Source organism: Paenibacillus sp. FSL M7-1046 (assembly GCF_038007405.1).
Classification (GTDB): domain Bacteria; phylum Bacillota; class Bacilli; order Paenibacillales; family Paenibacillaceae; genus Paenibacillus_AQ.
This window is the reverse complement of sequence record NZ_JBBOXB010000001.1, coordinates 3,377,719-3,396,022: the sequence shown is the minus strand read 5'-3', so window position 1 is coordinate 3,396,022 and position 18,304 is coordinate 3,377,719. Positions and strand designations below refer to the sequence as shown.

Annotated in this window: 23 protein-coding genes and 1 pseudogene; 4 read left to right on the top strand and 20 right to left on the bottom strand. The window is 48.2% G+C overall.

All coding sequences use genetic code 11. The features are described 5' to 3' along the window. Position 1: 1 nt before the first annotated feature. From NYE29_RS15055 to liaF, 16 genes are all read right to left on the bottom strand, one after another. A complete protein-coding gene (locus NYE29_RS15055) occupies positions 2–1,708 on the bottom strand; it encodes a TrpB-like pyridoxal phosphate-dependent enzyme (RefSeq protein WP_340896577.1) in 1,707 nt (568 codons plus the stop codon). A gap of 62 nt (positions 1,709–1,770) precedes the next feature. Continuing rightward, complete coding sequence (locus NYE29_RS15050; RefSeq protein ID WP_076112590.1) at positions 1,771–2,058, bottom strand: BMC domain-containing protein; 288 nt, start codon at positions 2,056–2,058, stop codon at positions 1,771–1,773. 12 nt (positions 2,059–2,070) lie between these two features. Continuing rightward, positions 2,071–2,349 carry a EutN/CcmL family microcompartment protein gene (locus tag NYE29_RS15045; protein ID WP_076112589.1) on the bottom strand — a complete coding sequence of 93 codons (279 nt, stop codon included), beginning with the start codon at positions 2,347–2,349 and terminating at the stop codon, positions 2,071–2,073. Positions 2,350–2,363: 14 nt separating this feature from the next. Then, on the bottom strand, positions 2,364–3,476 hold the full coding sequence (locus NYE29_RS15040) for an acyl-CoA dehydrogenase family protein (RefSeq protein ID WP_144024399.1): 1,113 nt from the start codon (positions 3,474–3,476) through the stop codon (positions 2,364–2,366). Then, positions 3,452–4,993: an AMP-binding protein gene (locus tag NYE29_RS15035; RefSeq protein ID WP_076112587.1), complete on the bottom strand. Its 1,542-nt coding sequence runs from the start codon at positions 4,991–4,993 to the stop codon at positions 3,452–3,454. Before NYE29_RS15035 ends, NYE29_RS15040 begins: the two co-directional genes overlap by 25 nt. A gap of 23 nt (positions 4,994–5,016) precedes the next feature. After that, entirely contained in the window at positions 5,017–6,153 is a 1,137-nt protein-coding gene (locus NYE29_RS15030) for a 3-dehydroquinate synthase II (RefSeq protein WP_083675786.1), read from the bottom strand. Beyond that, positions 6,125–6,952: a 2-amino-3,7-dideoxy-D-threo-hept-6-ulosonate synthase gene (locus NYE29_RS15025; RefSeq protein ID WP_076112585.1), complete on the bottom strand. Its 828-nt coding sequence runs from the start codon at positions 6,950–6,952 to the stop codon at positions 6,125–6,127. The genes NYE29_RS15030 and NYE29_RS15025 overlap by 29 nt, the downstream gene beginning before the upstream one ends. Continuing rightward, complete coding sequence (locus NYE29_RS15020; RefSeq protein ID WP_083675785.1) at positions 6,949–7,398, bottom strand: GNAT family N-acetyltransferase; 450 nt, start codon at positions 7,396–7,398, stop codon at positions 6,949–6,951. The genes NYE29_RS15025 and NYE29_RS15020 overlap by 4 nt, the downstream gene beginning before the upstream one ends. A gap of 313 nt (positions 7,399–7,711) precedes the next feature. After that, positions 7,712–7,999, bottom strand: a complete 288-nt coding sequence (locus tag NYE29_RS15015; protein ID WP_076112584.1) for a BMC domain-containing protein — start codon at positions 7,997–7,999, stop codon at positions 7,712–7,714. A 56-nt stretch (positions 8,000–8,055) separates the two neighbouring features. Beyond that, positions 8,056–8,325 (bottom strand): acyl carrier protein, encoded by a 270-nt coding sequence (locus NYE29_RS15010; RefSeq protein ID WP_076112583.1) that lies wholly within the window; start codon positions 8,323–8,325, stop codon positions 8,056–8,058. Positions 8,326–8,584: 259 nt separating this feature from the next. Next, complete coding sequence (locus NYE29_RS15005; RefSeq protein ID WP_256718190.1) at positions 8,585–8,938, bottom strand: transposase; 354 nt, start codon at positions 8,936–8,938, stop codon at positions 8,585–8,587. Continuing rightward, positions 8,856–9,215, bottom strand: coding sequence for a hypothetical protein (locus NYE29_RS15000; RefSeq protein ID WP_144024397.1), 360 nt, complete (start codon positions 9,213–9,215; stop codon positions 8,856–8,858). The genes NYE29_RS15005 and NYE29_RS15000 overlap by 83 nt, the downstream gene beginning before the upstream one ends. Before the next feature lie 73 nt (positions 9,216–9,288). Beyond that, positions 9,289–9,624, bottom strand: a complete 336-nt coding sequence (locus NYE29_RS14995) for a helix-turn-helix domain-containing protein (RefSeq protein WP_256718189.1) — start codon at positions 9,622–9,624, stop codon at positions 9,289–9,291. A 205-nt stretch (positions 9,625–9,829) separates the two neighbouring features. Then, entirely contained in the window at positions 9,830–10,483 is a 654-nt protein-coding gene (locus NYE29_RS14990; protein ID WP_038600745.1) for a response regulator, read from the bottom strand. Positions 10,484–10,506: 23 nt separating this feature from the next. Then, on the bottom strand, positions 10,507–11,520 hold the full coding sequence (locus NYE29_RS14985) for a sensor histidine kinase (protein ID WP_379145701.1): 1,014 nt from the start codon (positions 11,518–11,520) through the stop codon (positions 10,507–10,509). Positions 11,521–11,579: 59 nt separating this feature from the next. Next, positions 11,580–12,227, bottom strand: coding sequence for a cell wall-active antibiotics response protein LiaF (gene liaF, locus NYE29_RS14980; protein WP_076112581.1), 648 nt, complete (start codon positions 12,225–12,227; stop codon positions 11,580–11,582). A gap of 178 nt (positions 12,228–12,405) precedes the next feature. On the opposite strand from liaF, the pseudogene NYE29_RS14975 reads away from it, so the two are divergent. Then, positions 12,406–13,167 (top strand): annotated as a pseudogene (locus NYE29_RS14975) (IS110 family transposase); the annotation flags it as partial. A gap of 122 nt (positions 13,168–13,289) precedes the next feature. Further along, positions 13,290–13,487 (top strand): transposase, encoded by a 198-nt coding sequence (locus NYE29_RS14970; RefSeq protein WP_340899724.1) that lies wholly within the window; start codon positions 13,290–13,292, stop codon positions 13,485–13,487. A gap of 595 nt (positions 13,488–14,082) precedes the next feature. Here the strand turns inward: NYE29_RS14970 and NYE29_RS14965 are convergent. Genes NYE29_RS14965 through NYE29_RS14950 form a run of 4 tightly spaced genes read right to left on the bottom strand, consistent with a single transcriptional unit; the run spans position 14,083 to position 16,314 of the window. Further along, the gene (locus NYE29_RS14965; RefSeq protein WP_340896568.1) at positions 14,083–14,793 is read right to left on the bottom strand and encodes a PspA/IM30 family protein; all 711 of its coding nucleotides are present in this window, start codon (positions 14,791–14,793) and stop codon (positions 14,083–14,085) included. Positions 14,794–14,796: 3 nt separating this feature from the next. Further along, positions 14,797–15,282, bottom strand: coding sequence for a PspC domain-containing protein (locus NYE29_RS14960; RefSeq protein ID WP_340896567.1), 486 nt, complete (start codon positions 15,280–15,282; stop codon positions 14,797–14,799). A gap of 4 nt (positions 15,283–15,286) precedes the next feature. Continuing rightward, positions 15,287–15,964 (bottom strand): PspA/IM30 family protein, encoded by a 678-nt coding sequence (locus NYE29_RS14955; RefSeq protein WP_038596387.1) that lies wholly within the window; start codon positions 15,962–15,964, stop codon positions 15,287–15,289. A gap of 47 nt (positions 15,965–16,011) precedes the next feature. Then, entirely contained in the window at positions 16,012–16,314 is a 303-nt protein-coding gene (locus NYE29_RS14950) for a LiaF transmembrane domain-containing protein (protein ID WP_340896565.1), read from the bottom strand. A 255-nt stretch (positions 16,315–16,569) separates the two neighbouring features. Between NYE29_RS14950 and NYE29_RS14945 the strand changes: the two genes are divergently transcribed. After that, positions 16,570–17,256, top strand: coding sequence for a response regulator transcription factor (locus NYE29_RS14945; protein ID WP_340896564.1), 687 nt, complete (start codon positions 16,570–16,572; stop codon positions 17,254–17,256). Then, a complete protein-coding gene (locus tag NYE29_RS14940) occupies positions 17,253–18,287 on the top strand; it encodes a HAMP domain-containing sensor histidine kinase (protein WP_340896563.1) in 1,035 nt (344 codons plus the stop codon). Before NYE29_RS14945 ends, NYE29_RS14940 begins: the two co-directional genes overlap by 4 nt. Positions 18,288–18,304 lie beyond the last annotated feature (17 nt).

Sequence of the window (18,304 nt, the reverse complement as noted above, 5' to 3'; positions counted from 1 at the left end):
CTTAAGCGTATTTAATCTCAATTCCATGGGATTTGATCAGTTCACCGGCAAGCGGAGTAATTACACACCCTTTGGAAAGAAACGCCACCTTCTGGCCCTTGTCAATCAGCTCTCTCACTTTGCTCTCTGTCAGTAAGTTGTACAGATTGGGATTCCCTTTGTCCTGCTCTCTGCCGCAGGCGGTTTTAGGAGAAGCGCCGGCGCTGCCAATGGTGTGTCCAGACTGGAAGCTGTCCGCCGGGGACTGGGACTCGAAATTGCGGTTCCACCAGGCTTCAAACGAGTCATTGGCCTGAACGCCGGCATTCAGCGGCGGCTGGGGCGGCAACGCTGCTCCTTTTTCCGTTTCCGGCCGGACGGTGTGTGCGAGCTTCCGCAAGGATTCATGAATGTTTGTATCAGGACTTTCGGAATCCTCCATCTTTCCGGCGTTGAACTTCTCATATCCCGCGAGATCGAAAAAGCCATGCCCGGTTAGACAGAATACAATTGTTTTGCCGGAATTCCGGTTTTCCAGAGCGACATCGATTGCCGCTTTTACACTGTGCGCCGATTCAGGCGCCGGAACATAACCTTCCAGCTTGGCGAATAATCTCGCCGCCCCGTAAATATCCAGCTGGGAATATGCACGGGCTTCGGCGTGCCCGTCTGCGATGAACTTGCTGACCAACGGCGACAGACCATGGTAGCGCAAGCCTCCGGAATGGATAACGGGAGCTGAGAATTCATGCCCCAGCGTATACATTTTGCTGAGCGGGGTCAATCTGGCTGTATCACCATAATCATACGTATAGATTCCTTTGGTTACCGTAGGCACAGCGTTGGACTCCACCGCGATAAAATGCAAGTCACGGTTTCTCTCCAGCTTCTCGCGCAGGAAAGGAAAACAAATTCCCGCAAAGCTGCTGCCTCCGCCAATGCAGCTGATAATATAGTTAGGCGTGATCTGCAAGGAATTCAGCTGATTCTTAAGCTCATTGCCGATGATGGTTTGATGCAGGCAGACAAAATTCATCGAGCTCCCCAAGGTGTATACCGTATTCCGGTCGGAAGACGCATACTCCACCGCTTCAGCGATGGCAATCCCCAGACTGCCCTGTGAATCCGGATCATTCTTGCGGATCTGGCGGCCGAACTCCGTCAGATTTGAAGGACTGCTGTGCACTTTGGAGCCGTAGGTTTGCATAAGAATCCGCCGTTGCGGTTTGGAATCAAAGCTGTTTTTCACCATAAACACATTGCAATTCAGATCAAAAAAGCTGGACGCCATACTCATTGCGCTCCCCCACTGCCCTGCTCCGGTTTCAGCAACAACGTTGGTAAAGCCGCACTTTTTGCTGAAATAAGCCTGCGCGATGGCTGAGTTCGCTTTATGGCTGCCGATTGGCGAGACGCCTTCATATTTGTAGAAGATTTTACAGTTTGTATCCAAATACTTTTCCAGATTCCGTGCTCTGATCAAAGGGCTCGGTCTCCACATCGCATAATAATCCAGAAGCTCCGGGGGAATAGGGATATTTACGTCTTTCCTGTTGATTTCCTGCTCCGCCAACAGCTCGGGAAAAATATTAGACAGCGAATGGACATTAACCGGCTGATGTGTTGTGGAATCCAGATGCGGCACGTAAAACTCCGGATAATCGGCCATGATATTGTACCAATGGGTGGGGATGTCGCTTTTTTGACTATATGAATGATTTCTGTTCATAGCTCCTCCTACACGAGTGACCGGGATGCCGAACAACCCAAACCACTTCTGGGATTGTGTAATTACGACTCTTCCTTAACGTGTTGAATGTTGAATCTCTTCTCGACTTCTTCATGCGGTCTAGGAATCACATGGGCACTGATCAACTCGCCACATTTAACCGCTGCTTCTGCACCGGCATCAATCGCTGCTTTTACCGCCGCTACGTCACCTCTAAGAATGACCGTCACAAAGGCGGAGCCGATCTTCTCCACTTTGATAATATTTACCGAAGCTGCCTTTACTGCGGCATCTGCGGCATTGATCGCCGCCGTCAATCCTTTGGTTTCCAACAATCCAATAGCATTCATACTGTAATCCTCCTAGAATATTTTTGGGTCTATCGTATTGACTGTATCCACAATTCCAACAATGGCGGCGTCTGCCGGTGTCTTTTCATGAAAGACATGCTGCGCCTGACTGCCCTTCACAACTAGCACACAGTCGCCGATACCGGCCCCGACCAGATCAAGGGCAACGAATACTTCGCGGTTCTTCCCTAATTTCGGGTGCAGAGACTCAATCAGAAACAGCTTGTACTTGTCGAGTTCCTTCTTTTTCATCGTAGACACCACGTTCCCCACAACTCTACCTAGTATCATCGCTTGAGTTCCTTTTATATTTTTGGGTTTCGGACAACCTTGTTCCCCAGCATGTCTTTAAGCATTTCATTCGCCCCTCCGCCGATGCTTAACCAACGGATATCATTGTACAGATTGGCAATCCAGTGATCAGATACATATCCTTTGGCGCCATACAATTGCAGGGCAGCGTCAGCCAACTCCCTCAACAGCTCGGTTGACTGAATCTTGGCAACAAAAACATGGTTTTTGTCGGCCTGATTTTGCTTCAAATCATTAATTAAGTTAAGTACGAACTGTTTCAGCATGCTGATCTTCGAGTAAAAATCAGAGATAAGGAACTTGTTCCGCTGAAATTCAATGAGACGTTTACCGAATATTTCCCGCCGGTTCAAGTGCTCCGTCAATTCTGCAAAGACCATTTCACTCATGCTCAGCGCCATAATAGAGATGAGTGTCCGCTCAAAATCCAATGCGCCCGCCAAGTATTCAAACCCGCGGTTTTTCCTGCCCAGCAAACAATCTGCAGCCACCGGACAGTCTGCAAAGTGCACCTCTCCGAATGGCATCAGTCTGGCACCGGCCTTGTCCTTCTCTTCCGATACGAAAATCCCCTTCTGATGTCTTTCAACCAGGAATAGACTGATGGATTTCCAGGCTTCACCGGCTTCATTCGTTCTGGCAGCCACCAGAAAATAGTCGGCTATTGGAGCGTTTGTAATATACATCTTTTCACCGGTAATCATGTAGCCTTCATTATCTGCAGCAATCGCCTGCGTTGTCAGCTTGTTGATATCCGAACCGGCATTTTCCTCAGAAATGCATAGAGCAATATTTTTATTGCCCGTTCTGATTTCCTCTGCCGCCTTCTCAGCAGCCGGATTACTGAACCTCCGCAACAGGCGAAGGGCAATTTCATTAACCGAATAGGTGCCGATAAGGCCCACACTTTTATGGACTGCCAGTTCCTGGCACAGTAAATAGAATGACTCCAACCCTGATTCTGCACGGCTGGATAAGCCGATCCAATCCTGATCACCCATTTGCTTCCATGCCTCTCGCGGAAGATAACCAAGCTTCATCCATGTGCCCAGTCCGGCAGAGAGATAATCTATCGTCGTCTTCATTTCAACGGCTTGTTGAACCAATGTGCAACCAACCCCCTAATTTTGTTCAGATCCAGCTTTCCGTTGCTTAACCGGGGCAATTTACGTTCAATGACATAGCTTCCCGGGATCATATAAGCAGGAAGCTTGGTTGAAACAAACTCTTTGATTTCCAGCAGGGTCGCCTCAATCTTAGTATCCGGCTGATCCACCTCAACAGCGGCGACCAGATAGTCCCCCCTCTCATCCATAAAAACATAACAGGCCCCTACTGTTTCTATTTGCCTGATCGTATTCTCGACTTCCTGCGGATAGATTCGGTATCCCCTCATTTTGATCATATTGCCGCTGCGTCCAGCAAAGTAGTATACACCGTTCTCCTGATATACTTGATCGTCTGTCTTGTAATAGATTTGGTCGCGCAGCATGACAAATTTATTGGCCGAAGGATCATGAAAATGGCCCCAGTATCCTTTCATCAGCTGTGCACCTCCAACATATAGTTCACCAACCCCCTCACCATCACCAATAATAACTTCTCCGGTTGTTATAAGTAGAAACTCAACGCCTGGAAGTGGTCTGCCAATCGGAATAACTCCCTTTTCATAATCCCCCCTCTCCAATTCATGGACGCAGCAGGCAACGACCGTTTCCGTCGGTCCGTAGCCGTTCAACAATTTTACATGCGGTGAAATTCCATGAAATTTCTGCAGATCACTGGCATTCGCAGATTCTCCACCGAACCAGATCGAACGCAGGAAATCCCAAGAGAACCGCGGATAATTAGAGAATCGGCTTACCAACATGGAGATAATATTAGGTGTGCAGGAGAAATCTGTAATACGATGCTTCTGCAACACTTCTATCAAGGAATCAATAAAGACAAACCTATCGAAAACTACGGTGGTCCCCCCGACAACCCACGGTACAAGAAGCTCCATCAGCACCGGGTCAAAGTGTACGGGAAAGAAATTAAGAAACCGGGTATCTGACGAATAACCGGCTTTAGCAGCAGCGGCTTCTAAAAAACTGGCCAATGCCGTCCGCTGCACGGCCACTCCCTTAGGTATACCTGTAGAACCCGAAGTATAGATCAAGTAAGCCAGATCTTCCCCCTCGGGAGCCGTGTTAATCGAAACAGCGTTACTGATCTCGTGAACAATCGGTTCCATCGGAATATCCCGAATAACAGAGAGGTCCTTCACACTGGTAAAAGTGGCTTCCCCCACCCGGTCCATAACAACTTGATCCAAAAAAATTGCCTTCGCTCCGGAATTGCCAATTATATAGTGTATTCGTTCTTTGGGACTGGAATAATCAATGGGTACAAACACAACCCCTTCTTCCAGGCAGGCGAAAATAACCGCGATTACGGAAATGGACTTGGCGGAAGCGATGATCAAACGGTCTCCCCGTTCAAGCCCTAGAGACCGGAATAAATAAACAGCGTTAGTTACCATTTGCAGGAATTCTGTATCTGCACAAGTTCTTTCCCGGTGAATAAAAGCAGGGCGGTCAGGGGCCAATTGCCGCCGGTGAAGTAGTTGTCGCAGTCTCATTAGGCAATCACTCCAACATTCAATTATACTTCTCTGATTGTTTCGAGAATTTTCAAGCCTACATGTCTTCCCGGAACATCCAGATGCACCAGCAGCTTATCTCCGATTCTGATCTCGCTCGACGGGCGAATTTCTCCCTTGCTTCCCATCATGCGGACATGCCAATCATCCTGGATAAACGTATTCAGAATCGTTCCGTCCACTTCACATTCAACATGCAGCAAAGGGCGGGATTCAATCTTCAGGCGGCCTACAGTAACCACTCTGGCTTCACCCTTTGAATTGACGATGTACACCTCATCTCCTGCTTTGATGTCGGATAGATAGACTGCCCTGTCCCCCGGCACCCAGGCATACAGATGCAGTCCGCCAGCGTTTACCCGAAATTGCCTTAGATTCATGTACGGCAGAAAATGAGTTTCACTGCAAGTCAGGATTCCTCCACTTGAGGTGGAGCCTAGGAGCATTCCTTCATCCTGATATAATTCTGAAGTTGTATCGATGCAGACCCGGCTCCCCATGCCGGTATGTTTGATTTTTTTAACTACGCCTTCCCGCAGCTCGAATTTTTTTATTTTGGAACGGCTTACTGTTTCGCTGAACCTGATAATATCTTGAACTTGATTGGTGGAGAGTACAATTCCATCACTGCCTACCTCCATCGTCATCAAGCTGACTTCTCCATCTTCTGCCGTTCTTACCTTTTTAAATACTTGACAGGATGTAAGCTGTGTCGTTGCCAGTATCAATTCCAGCGGAATGTTGGTAGGATCTTTGAACTCAATGATGACCAAATCCACAGAATTGACCAATTCGACAGTTTGATCTAACGTTTCGCGATCCTTCACATTGATGGTTAGAGCGATTTTTATGTTTTGTCCATTTAGTTTCACCTTGGTTTGTTGAAGCATCTTCAAGTTGTTCGCAACAATATACTTAACTTTCTTAAACAAAGGCTCTTTTACCAAATTCTCGACATCGGCCATCTCGGATACCAGTACCGCTAATTCTATCCGCTGTGGCAATTGGATTTTCCCTAATAGAGAAAAATGCCGGTAATCAATATAGATGGTGGAGTAGTTAAGCTGACACACCTTATCAATTGTGTCTACCTTAGTATCAGCAGTTGCCTCAAACCAAATCCCTCTCTCTTTCTCCATTCGCCACACTCCCCCTATAAATTGTTTGTATCAAATCCTCAGGGTCTGCCCCATGGTTAACCACTAAATCAATGCTTTCAATAATCCCCTGCATATGATTGTCCTGAAACACATTCCTTCCAATCGCTACGCCGCTTGCTCCAACATCAATGGCATCTCTTATCGTCTGCAGCAGTCTTTTTTTGTCATGGTGATTTTCACCACCGGCAATGACGACTGGAATATCCACTGCATTTACAATTTTTTCAAAGGAATACTTATCCGTATAGTTCACCTTAACAATGTCGGCACCAATTTCCATTGCGACCCGCGCACTCACCAAAGCGTTTTGCACATTGTACTCGTCAACCATATCCCCCCGCGGATACATCATGGCTATAAGGGGTATCCCCCACTGGTTGCACTCTTCCGATATTTTGCCAAAATCCTTGATCATCTGATAATCAAAGTCGTTGCCGATGTTGATATGGATTGAAACGGCATCTACACCGGTCTTTGATGCTTCCTCTACAGAAGCTATCAGCACTTTCCTCAATTGGTTGGGACTGAATCCGATGGAAGCACTCAGATGCATAATAACAGCCATATCCCTGTTTTCTTTGAAAATATCCTTGCATACGTGTATGTTTCCTTTATGCAATACAACCGCATTTACCTTGGAATGGCACAGCTTCGCTACTGTATCTCGAATATTCACAATTCCGTCGATTGGTCCCAGTGTAATGCCATGATCAAGAGGAGTTATCAGAATTTTGCCGGTGGAAGGATGAAATAATTTTCGCATTCTCAAATCTTTCATTTGATCCTCCTCATATAGCACAGCTGAAAGCTACCCACGTTCTTCAATGACTCATCCCAATAGCCCAGCTTGCCGTAAAGGCGTTTAACATCTTTGCTTCGCTCTCCTGTAAAGATCAGAAAGCTGCTGCTTTCCCTAAATATTTCGTGTACCCTATTCATCAATTGCGTACCGATACCTTTATTCTGTTCCAAAGGATGTACGATCAATTTCCCTACATGGCAGACGTTATCTACATCCAGGAATGCCCGGACCGAGCCGATAATCCTGCCTTGCTCCGAGAATTTCAGTATCGTAGATCGTTTAAACTCTCCCTGAATTTCCTCCAGCGATTGTTTGAGCGGCTCAATATCCATACCGTAGATTTCTTCCGCTTCTCTTTGGAATGCCAGTTTCTGCAGATTCAGAATTTCCGGGAGATCCTCCATTCTTGCATCTTCTATCAACTCATAGCCTCCTCAAACAAAGGTTAACGAATCTTAGAATTGACGCTATAACGCGTCGTCGCACTAAAGTAAAAAGACACTGTTGTATGTCTTCTGACTTTTTCGCCGAAGATTTGCCCGTCACTATTCTTGACAATACGTGGTCTAAAAACGCATTCCGGGTACACATTTAATGCAAACGTTTGAATTTTGCAATAAAAATAAAAAACTATCAATTCCGAGCCAGGGTATAGGTAATTCATGGTGATTTTGGTGAGGTCGAAAAATCTGAAAGCAGTGCAAACGTTTGAATTTCAAGCCAAAAAACCTTCGGTCAATTCATTTCTATTCCTTTGCTGTCGAGAGCAACAATATCAAAATCAAAATTAGGAATGACATTCAACTCATAATCAATATTTCTTAGAATACACATCTCCATTACAAGAGCCTCTGCTTCCCTGACTTGTCCCAGACTGCCTCTAAAAATGATGACAAGCGATCCTCCCATCGTTTCATGAAGTACCTTGACCAGTTCGACATATGTATTCTTAACAATTAAATCGCACACACGAATTACATCTGCCAAACCTCTTACCTTTACCGTTGCCAGAGCCCGATTCATATTGCCCCTTCTCTCCAATAATTAATTTGGAGTTCTTCTTCGCTCCCCTCTGCCAGTCAGTCCCCGTCTGCGTGCAACAACTGGCGCCCGACGTAGGTAATCAGTTCTGAAATTCGTGTGATTGTCTCCGTAGACAGCATAGCGGTATCGATTTCAAAATCGAAGGCTGTTTCGATCTCCACAATTAATTGGATAATCTTGATCGAATCGATGCTATAGTCGGCCAATAGATCCGACTCCTCTTGAATCTCCTGAGGGTGGGCGACCAATTTCAGCTCGTAAGCTACGATATCACGAATAACATCCAAGATTTGGACTCTATCCATAGGGTCTCCTTTCGTGAAATAGTTGAATCCAATTGATTAAAATCTAAACAACATAGATTTGATAATTTAACGTTATAAAATATGTTATTATATATAAATTTTACCATATCCATGTCTTTCCTTCAATATATTTTTTATAAAATCCAAGTTCATCTTATATAGCAAAAAAAAGAACGCATACCTGCGTTCTACATAAAAAAAATAAAGACAGCCGCGTATTCGTATGCTCTACAATCCGTCTCCTAGTACCTTGACCGCATCAAATTTCAGGATACAATTGTTTCAATTTCCCTCTGGCCATTGGCGTCGTGAAGTGCCGCTCCACGGATTTTCGTGCCTGATTCCGGTCGATTTCCCATGCCGTGATTTCGCGTTGCAATTGATCAATGGAGCCAATACGCCGATCCAGACATTGGATTGTCATCGAGCTCAGTTCAATTTCGGCCATGTTTAACCAACTCCCATGCTTGGGAGTGTAGTGGATTTCCAGGCGCTTCGCTAAAGATAGGGCCTGTTCTGGTGGAAAGGCTTCATACAACGAAGAGATCGTGTACGTGTTCAAGTTGTCCATCACGAGCCGAACAAGTTTCGCGTCTGGATAGTAAACGTCCAGTAATTCCTGGATTTGAAGTGCCCAATCGACTTTGGTTCGTCTTTGATTCGTCTTTGGTTCGTCTTTCGCTGGCCTGTACGTGACACCAACCGGCTATCGGTTCCGTAAACAAAAACACACTACAGCTTCCCTTTCGCACGTATTCATAATCTTCGCGCTGCACTTGCCCCGGTTTCATCGGCTCGGATGGACGAGAATCTTCCAGAAGCTGAATCGGTTGTTCGTCCATACAGATCAGCGGAATTTCAGGATCATAGGGCAAGGCGTAGGCCTCCAAAACGTCCTCCATGCGCGCAACAAATTCGGCGCTCGATTTCGGAGGAATGCACCATTGTTTCTTTAAATGAGGCTTAAGTTTCGTTTTTTAAACGTGGTCCGAATCGTCTCTCGTCCCACGGATTCCATGATATCAGTTCGATGACCCGGCGCGTCAACAGACGAACGGTCCAGCGGGCATAGCCCTCAGGTGGCTCAGAACAGGCCAATGCGATGATTCTGGCCTCCAGTTCTCCCGTAATGATCGCAGGACTCCCTGGCTCCGGCCGCTTTCGATAACTCAGAGTAGCCTCCAAGCCGCGGGTACAGTAACTTTTCACGGTATGGTGGATCGTAACGTCACTGACACCGACTCTCTGGGCAATCTCCATCTGCTTAGGAATGGCTCCTTGACTTTCATCGACCAACATGAGGATGAGACATCGATTTCGAATTTCCCGAGAAGTCTCCTTCGTATGAAGAAGCTGTTGGATCCGTTCGCATTCTTCGTCGTTCAGTTCAACCATGTATTTTTTGTTCATTGGTATGCCCTCCCATTTGACTCTATATGGAGAGCGTAAAGGTAATATTATCCTTGGTCAAGGTACTAGCCCACCGGCCTTTGTTTTGTTAAGGTTATTCAGCCAGACCGTTCTTGTAAGCATATATAGCTGCCTGGGTCCGGTCTTCCACACCCAGCTTGGCGAGAATGTTCGTTACGTGAAATTTCACAGTTTTGATCCCGATAATCAGTTGGTCAGCAATATCCTGATTGGATTTGCCCTGGGCCAGCAGCTTCAGCACTTCCATCTCGCGCTCGGTAAGCTCCTTATAGGCAGGTGATTCGCCCTTGGCGTTGTTACGGAAACGGTTCATCATTTTGGAAGCTACCTGCGACTCCAGTACCGATTGGCCTCTTGCCGCCGCGCGGATGGCATCCGCCACTTCACTGGCCCGCGAGGTTTTCAGCAAATAGCTAAAGGCTCCGGCTTCAATGACCGGGTACATTTTTTCGTCATCCAAATAGCTGGTTAGTACGATTACCTTACAATCCGGATAAAGCTTCAGGAGCTGTCTCGTTGTTTCGATGCCGTCCATGCCGTCCATCACAAGATCCATCAATACGACATCCGGATTATATTCCTGGGCCAGCCGGATGCCTTCTTCTCCGCTTCCGGCTTCGCCCACAACTTCAATTCCGTCCTCGGTGCCAAGCACCGCAGCAAGTCCGATCCGGACCATTTCATGATCGTCCACGAGCAGTACTTTAATCGCTTCCGCTTCCTCCATCTCCATGGTTTGCCCTTGCCCCCTTATTCATTAACTAGTGGTACAGTAATTTCAATGCGCATCCCTTTGCCGGGTGCGGTGATAAATTGAATGGAACCTCCGGTTTCATTGATCCGCTCCTGCATATTGGAGAGGCCGTAGGAAGTCTGCTTACTCTCATCCATCTCGAAGCCGATCCCGTCATCCCGCAGTGTGAGCCGCACGGTATCTCCCCGGCGGTGCAGCCGGATCTCCATCTTATCCGCTTTGGCGTGGCGCAGTGTATTGGAAATGGCCTCCTGCACAATGCGGAACAAATGATTCTCGATCCCTTTAAGCAGATGTACATCCGGGTCCATCTCAAACACAATCTCCATAGGAACCTTGATCTCCAGTTCCTTTATCAACTCCTGCAGCCCCTGCTCCAGACCTTTGCCCTCCAAGTACACCGGACGCAGGTGCAGCAGCAGTGCCCGCATCTCCGACTGGGCTACGGCGGACATCTCCTCGATAAGCGCAATCTGCCGCTGTGCCTTGTCAAAGTCCTTCTCCAGCGTTCTGCCTACAGCCGTCGCCGTCATGGAGATCGCGAACAGCTGCTGCGATACAGCATCATGCAGCTCACGCGCCAGCCGTTGCCTTTCCTCCATAATCGCCGATACGCGCGCCTGTTCGGCAAGCTTGGCGTTATTGGTGGACAGCCGCTGCAGTGTGTTCACCTGGTTCTCCCACTTGCCGCTGATCCGGCCAAGCTGCAAGCCGAGCCTGCCCAGTTCATCCGTACCCAGTTCCGGCATGGCCGGGGTAAGATTTCCTTTCTCCCAGGCTACGAGTGTTGCCCGCAGCCGCTCCAGCTTGCGCTTGATACGGAAGCTCTGGTAGAAACCGAAGCCAATCCCGAAAACCATCGGCAGCAGAATTAGCGTCACCGCCGTTCTTACCCCGATCTTCCAGTTTTCAAAGGGCTGCAAATATCCGTATGTATACATAATGTACAGGATAACCAGCAGCATGACAAAGGAGAACAGAGCCCCCTCGCCCATGCTGCGCGTTACCATACTCCTATTCTTTTCCTCCACGCCGGGAGCACTCCCTTCTTAGCTAACGCTCATCCCTTTTAGGACATGCTTATATCTAGGTCACCCATTAAATAAGATACATTAATCTTCACCTTATTCTCGCTGATGTCATAATTGGCCGATTTCCAATTGAGCCGGTTCAGCATTCCGGTATCCCGATGGCTGCCGAATTCGATCGAGCCGAACAGCACAAAGGCTTCAATCTCCACGCCGTAGTCTTCCGACAAATGAACATCCATATCGCCAAAAATGCCCTGAAACAGCATGATGGTCTCTTTATCCTCCGCCATGGCCAGCGAAAGATCCACATCGGCTTCACCCATCACATGCCATGCACTCAGACTGCGCATCACCCATGGGGAGAGGTCCCAGTCAAACCGGGAAGAGAAGCTTTGCTTCTGCATGAACCCGCCGCGTTTCTGCATTCTTTTGGACTTTACAAAAAACATCCCCAGTGAGATCAGACAAATCCCCAATACAAGCAGCAAATGATCCAGCAGCATCAGTACGGCACCGACTCCAAGCAGAGTATAACCCTGCTTCACCCTGCCCGATGTCGTCCGGTAAATCCCCAGCAGCAGGAACAGGAGCGCGACAATGGAGAAAAAGCCGATCCATCTGCCAAATATCATCAAGCAGCCTATACCAATCAGTCCGATGGCAATCAAACGGTTTCGTTTATCCATTTCGCACCTCCTAAATTTTAATGCCCTTGCGGGCACAATGTGTTATGAAAATAGGCTTGAGGTTTAACCGACAAGCATCCTGTACATACCAGATACTAAGCAGGACAGGTGAAGTCGGTAAACTTATTGTGTGTACGACCTCGACTCCTAAATTGAAATACGGCCGTCTTCGAGTACAATGTATTGTTGCCCCGAGCACCTCCATCAAATTTCACTGGATCGGACGGCCCGTAGCCCTGCCAAGAAAGGATGTTTTGTTTTGGATGCTATTCGTCAATGCTGTGCCGGCCTGGATGTTCATCAAGCCACGATTGTCGCCTGTCTTCTCAAAGGACCTTTAGACACCAAACCCACCAAACAGATTCGCGAATTCCCTACCGTCCTCTCCGGTCTTCTCTCCCTCGCCGATTGGCTGGAGCACGAAGGCTGCACCGACGTCGCGATGGAAAGTACCGGGGTCTTTTGGAAACCCGTCTTCAATGTCCTTCAAGATTCCTGTTCCTTGACCGTCGCCAATGCGGCTCATGTCAAGAATATCAAGGGACGCAAGACCGACGTCAAGGATGCGGAGTGGCTGGCCCAGCTTCATCGCTGCGATCTCATTCGCAGCAGCTTTGTGCCGCCTCAAGAGATCCGCAACCTCCGTGATTTGACCCGTTACCGCAAAAAACTCAAAGGCCACGAGGCTTCCGAACGCAATCGCATTCACAAGGTACTTGAGGATGCTAATATCAAACTCTCCAGTTTTGTCTCCGACCTCTTTGGTGTTTCGGGTCGCCTTATGCTTCAAGCCATTGTCAATGGCGAGGTCCTCGAACCTGACGTGATCGCCGACTTGGCTAAAGGCAAGCTTCGCGCCAAACTTCCGGAGTTGACCGCCGCCTTGAACGGGCGCGTTACCAAGCACCACCGCCAAATGATTTCCCATTCCTTGAAGCATCTGGCCTTTCTGGAATCCTCTATTGCTGAACTGGAGGCTGAGATGGACATCGCCTTTGCTCCTCATCTCCCGAAGCTCAGCTCCTTCAGAGCGTTCCCGGTCTCGGTCCCCATACCGCCAAGATTCTCGTCGCAGAACTCGGGATCGATATGTCTGTGTTCCCGTCCGCTGCCCATCTTGCTTCCTGGGCCGGACTCAGTCCAGGCAGTAACGAAAGCGCCGGTAAAAAAAAAGTTCGGCTACCCTCAAAGGCAACTCCGCACTTCGCAGCGCACTCGTCGAAGCCGCTTGGGCCGCCAGTAAAACCCGAACGTTTTTAGGGGCAAAGTTCTGGGCCCTCGCCCGCAGGCGGGGTAAACCCAAAGCCATTGTTGCCCTCGCTCATAAATTACTCGTCATCGCCTATCACATCTTGAGAACGAATGATCCTTACCGGGAGCTTGGTACCGACTATTTACTTGGGCGAAATGCGATTTCTTCCGAAGATCGTTTAATCCGCCAACTGCAACGACTCGGGTACACCGTTCAGAAGCCGGGGCCCTCCCTATAGCCCTTTTTAAAAGGAGCTTTTTAAGCCTCCCGGGCATCCTATTGCCTTTTTTAGCGGTCACCTCGCAAGGGAGCGATTCGTTTGGACAAGAACCCGTAAAAGTCACTTCGTCTGTCCGCGTTATTTTCCCATCAAAAGTTTTGCGGAGCAAAACTGACTTCGTAAGCATAAACTTAAGTTTTGCGGAACAAAACTGATTAATGTTGAAGTTTCTCCAATCGATGATTGTATGCATCATGAATTGGAGAAACTTCCACCTATAGCCGCATCCCGCTACAAAAGCCATACCGGTATGGAGAATCCATACCGTATGGCTTTACCTTGTTCAGCATATCATATACGCCTATTGTTTAGGAACAGGCTTATTATTCTTTTTTGTCAAGTGACGGGGATGAAGTAGTCGTAGTCGTGTTCAGCTTGTTCTTAAGTGCAGCGAGCTGCTCATCCACTTTAAGCTGCTTCTCGGCATCCACAGGCTTGCTGTATACACCGGCCGAAGGGCTGTAAGGGGCACGCATAACATCTGCTTCCGCTTCAAGCTGCATGATCTTTTCTTCCATACGGTGGAATCCGAGCGATGCGCTGCCGCTTTCGATGGCATGAACACTGCTGATTTGCGACATTTGCTTCTTGGCTTTCGCCATTTGTGCACGGGAAACCAGCTCGTTGCGTTTGTTGCGCAGTTTGTAGAACTCATCCTTCATGTCATGCAGCTGCTGTACCAGTTCTTTGGCTTGCACTTCAGCTTGAGCATGAAGATCGCTGTATTCAACCTGCTTCTGGTCGAAATAGATTTTTTCCTCCAGCAGTTTGCGTGTTACTTCTTCCTGGCCATTCTTCAGAGCTAGCTCAGCCTGTGCCGCACGTTGTCCAGACATTTTGGCTGCTTCATCGACACGCTGCTTCATCCGGCGTTCATTGGCCATTTGCTTCGCTACAGTAACCTCAGCTTCGTGAATTTCTGCCTCCATATCGCGCAGATATTGGTTCAGCATTACAATTGGGTCCTCTACCTTATCCAGCAAATCGTTTACCGACGCCTTTGTCATATCTTTAATCCGTTGAAATACTCCCATGTTTTACACTTCTCCCTTCTCGTATTTAGCAAGTTTTTGTTTAAGCTCTTCGACTTCTTTCTGCAGGGCCTTCTTCTCAATATCCTTCATCATGGCATCCAGACCGGAGTCCGGGGCCGAGTAAGCATTTACTTTGTCATAACCGGGGTTATAGCCGGGCTGTCCGTTATTCGGACCATATCCTCCCTGTCCATGAGGACCCTGCGGGCCTTGCGGGCCGCGTCCATATCCAGGTCCTCCGGAGTAAGGGCCGCCATAAGGGCCGCCCGGAGCTCCGGGTCCAGGGCCAAAAGGATTATACTGCGTGGGCTCCTTGGGAATGACAAGCGCTGCAACAAGGTACACCAGAATCGTTGCGCCCCCGGTAAAGGGGATGCTGACCAAGAGCAATATCCGGAACAGGGTGGAGTCAATACCGAGAGTCTCGGACACTCCTCCTGCAAGCCCTGTCATTACCTTGTCACGGGTTGAACGGTACAATCGGCTCATAGTACTACTCCTTTCCGTCATTGTTAAGCTTCTCCTTCAGACGGGCCATTTCTCTTTCCAGCACAGTCGCTACGGTTTCTCCAGCCTGCACTGCGTATTCCTGCCCCATCCGGCGCAAATCGCGCAGACTTTTCGCTTCCAGCTCCCAGTCGTTCATCCGGTCCTCGAGCCGTCCGAACATCTTGGGAACATCACCGCCGTTGCCGTAGGTTCCGGCTCTTTGGTTCATCCGCTGCTGAAGTCTCAGCGACTCCATCCGTGCTGCATAATACTGGCGTTTGTTATATACGGTCTGATATTCGACTTTCAGTTCATTAAGCTGGCTTTCCAGCTCATACAGCGATACTTGGCTCTGTTCCAGCAGCCCGCTGTACTGCTCCAGCTTTTCCTCGTGAATGATCTTTTCCTGCAAAGCCAGCTTGGCGAGATGATCCTCTCCTGCCTTAAGTGCCAGCAGCGCCTGTTCTTCACGCTTATTCTTCATGGCCGTTGCCTGGTTGACTTGCTGCTGCAATTGCTTCGTGTGGGAAGCGTATTGCTGATAGAGTCTTTCAGCTTCACTGATTTCTTCACGGGTTGAATGGAGAAATTGATCAATTAGCTTCACAGGGTCCTGGCTTTGTTCCAGACGTTCATTTAGATTAGCTACGGTGATATCCCTCATGCGGCGAAAAACACTCATGATTTCCTGCTCCCTCCCTGCTTCTTAGTAAGTAAACTTCTAAAAACTTAGTATGTTCTGTTTTGTTTGCCCTTCAGTACTGAGATTCCCCAAACCACAAGCGCGATACCGAGCAGGGGTCCGATGATCCAGGAAAGCTTGGCAATCAGTGACATGACACCGATGAACATTACGATCCAGCCGATAACTTTACGTCCGCTTTTAATTCCGTAGTACCCGAGAACAACCAGCAATACCGGGAACAGAATTCTGAAGATTCCGTGAATCAGAGGAAGCGCAATACCCATCAGCATTATTGCTCCGAGCACGATCAGTACAACCGCAAGTCCGTTACCTTTTCTATTTTGCATTTTCTCACCGCCTTTCGTTGACCTCAACCTTATAACCTTATTCTAGGGTAAACCGCAGACTTTCAAAACAGACCGTGGACGGTTTTATAAACTGGACCTTAGTCGGGGCAAGGGTAGGACTGCAGGCTGCCGGAGGCGGAAACAAGCCTACCTCTCTGCCGGGAGAGACTTTAAACATCGCTAGTGTGTATAATTGTTGCAGGTATCCCTTAATATAGCTTCTGCAGCACGCAGAGGAACAAAGGAGCACACACCTTGAAGACATTGTTAATCGTTGAAGATGACCGGAGTCTCAATAAAGGCATCGCCCTGACCCTTTCCCAGAATGATCTATCTATACAGCAGGCTTATGACATAGCCTCAGCGGAGCTGCTTCTCTCTTCCCTTAAGATTGATCTTATTATTCTGGATATCAATCTTCCCGACGGAAGCGGGCTGGATTACTGTGAGAAGATCCGAAGAACCTCGCAGGTGCCGATTATCTTTTTGACCGCGAACGACATGGAGCCTGATATCGTTACGGGGTTTGAGCTGGGAGGCGATGATTATATTACGAAACCGTTCAGTCTGATGGTCTTAAGGGCAAGAGTCATGGCCGTCCTCAAAAGATCTGCCCCGCACAGCGAGGACAAAGTAACGGTAGGACCCTTAACCTTCGATTTTGGAAAGCTGGAGTTTTATAAGCACCAGGAGCAACTGATCCTTAGCAAAACCGAGCTGAAGCTGCTGAAAATATTTGTCACGAACCCCGGCATTATTCTAAATAGAGAACAGTTAATCGACAAGATCTGGTCGCAGGAGGCTGAGTTTGTGGATGAGAACGCACTGACAGTAGCTGTCAAACGGCTGCGGGCCAAGATCGAGGACGAGCCTTCGGCTCCACAATACATAAAAACAGTCTACGGTTTGGGATATCTATGGGCGGAAAGGCCAAACCCATGACAAGCAGCAGACAGATCCATTACTCCAAACACATCAGCCTTATATTTTCGGTAATCTTCGTAGTTCTGGTATTTGGTTATGCGGGAGTAATCTTTTTTTTAATAGGGGATCATCCGGCTCTCCCTGAACTCACTGCCCTCTTCGTCTCCTCAATGCTCATCCTGGGAGCTGCCTGGAACTGGTCGTTGCGGCGGCAAGTTACATCCTTTGTGGATACGTTAGATGAGATGGTGGACCGGGCGATTTACGGACGGGAGAAAATGACCGATTTTGAAGAAACCCTTCTCTCTTCCATAGAACATAAATTGTTGCGTTACATTGAGATCTCCAAAGCGAATGAACAGAAGCTGGAAACGGAAAAGAACAGAATCAAAGAGCTGATCTCTGATATTTCACATCAGACCAAAACACCCCTATCCAATATCATGATCTATAGCCAGCTGCTTGCCGAAGTCCCGGAGCTGGATGAAGAATCCCGGCAACTGGTGAGCCATATTCAGTCGCAATCAGAAAAGCTCGAATGGCTGATTACCTCTCTGGTCAAGATGTCCCGGCTGGAAACGGGGATGATCACCCTGAACAGCACGGTCAATCCGGTGATTCAGACGATAACCCGGGCTGTATCCCATATCTATACCCGTGCGGAAAGTAAACAGATCGATATTCATATCGAATGCAATCACCTCGCAAAAGCCCGTCATGATCCCCAATGGACCAGCGAGGCCTTATTTAATCTATTGGAAAATTCGGTGAAGTACACAAAGGCAGGCGGTAAAATTTCGATCGTGACTGAAAGCAATGAAATGTTTACCCGGATAGATGTTTCGGACACTGGCATGGGGATACCCCAGGATGAGCTTAAGCACATCTTCAAACGGTTCTACCGGGGACACAACGCCAGGGAGTATGAAGGCATTGGAATCGGGCTGTATTTGACGCGGAAGATTATCAGCATGCAGGGAGGTTTTATCACAGCGGTATCCGAGCCAGGCAGAGGAACAATGATGTCTATGTTTCTACCCCAAATCTAATTGTGTCATAATCATCA

Coding starts and splice junctions, on each gene's coding strand:
- NYE29_RS15055 (WP_340896577.1), bottom strand. CDS start 1,708: ATGAACAGAAATCATTCATATAGTCAAAAAAGCGACATCCCCACCCAT.
- NYE29_RS15050 (WP_076112590.1), bottom strand. CDS start 2,058: ATGAATGCTATTGGATTGTTGGAAACCAAAGGATTGACGGCGGCGATC.
- NYE29_RS15045 (WP_076112589.1), bottom strand. CDS start 2,349: ATGATACTAGGTAGAGTTGTGGGGAACGTGGTGTCTACGATGAAAAAG.
- NYE29_RS15035 (WP_076112587.1), bottom strand. CDS start 4,993: ATGAGACTGCGACAACTACTTCACCGGCGGCAATTGGCCCCTGACCGC.
- NYE29_RS15030 (WP_083675786.1), bottom strand. CDS start 6,153: ATGGAGAAAGAGAGAGGGATTTGGTTTGAGGCAACTGCTGATACTAAG.
- NYE29_RS15025 (WP_076112585.1), bottom strand. CDS start 6,952: ATGAAAGATTTGAGAATGCGAAAATTATTTCATCCTTCCACCGGCAAA.
- NYE29_RS15015 (WP_076112584.1), bottom strand. CDS start 7,999: ATGAATCGGGCTCTGGCAACGGTAAAGGTAAGAGGTTTGGCAGATGTA.
- NYE29_RS15010 (WP_076112583.1), bottom strand. CDS start 8,325: ATGGATAGAGTCCAAATCTTGGATGTTATTCGTGATATCGTAGCTTAC.
- NYE29_RS14995 (WP_256718189.1), bottom strand. CDS start 9,624: ATGTTGGTCGATGAAAGTCAAGGAGCCATTCCTAAGCAGATGGAGATT.
- NYE29_RS14990 (WP_038600745.1), bottom strand. CDS start 10,483: ATGGAGGAAGCGGAAGCGATTAAAGTACTGCTCGTGGACGATCATGAA.
- NYE29_RS14985 (WP_379145701.1), bottom strand. CDS start 11,520: ATGGTAACGCGCAGCATGGGCGAGGGGGCTCTGTTCTCCTTTGTCATG.
- liaF (WP_076112581.1), bottom strand. CDS start 12,227: ATGGATAAACGAAACCGTTTGATTGCCATCGGACTGATTGGTATAGGC.
- NYE29_RS14965 (WP_340896568.1), bottom strand. CDS start 14,793: ATGGGAGTATTTCAACGGATTAAAGATATGACAAAGGCGTCGGTAAAC.
- NYE29_RS14960 (WP_340896567.1), bottom strand. CDS start 15,282: ATGAGCCGATTGTACCGTTCAACCCGTGACAAGGTAATGACAGGGCTT.
- NYE29_RS14955 (WP_038596387.1), bottom strand. CDS start 15,964: ATGAGTGTTTTTCGCCGCATGAGGGATATCACCGTAGCTAATCTAAAT.
- NYE29_RS14950 (WP_340896565.1), bottom strand. CDS start 16,314: ATGCAAAATAGAAAAGGTAACGGACTTGCGGTTGTACTGATCGTGCTC.
- NYE29_RS14940 (WP_340896563.1), top strand. CDS start 17,253: ATGACAAGCAGCAGACAGATCCATTACTCCAAACACATCAGCCTTATA.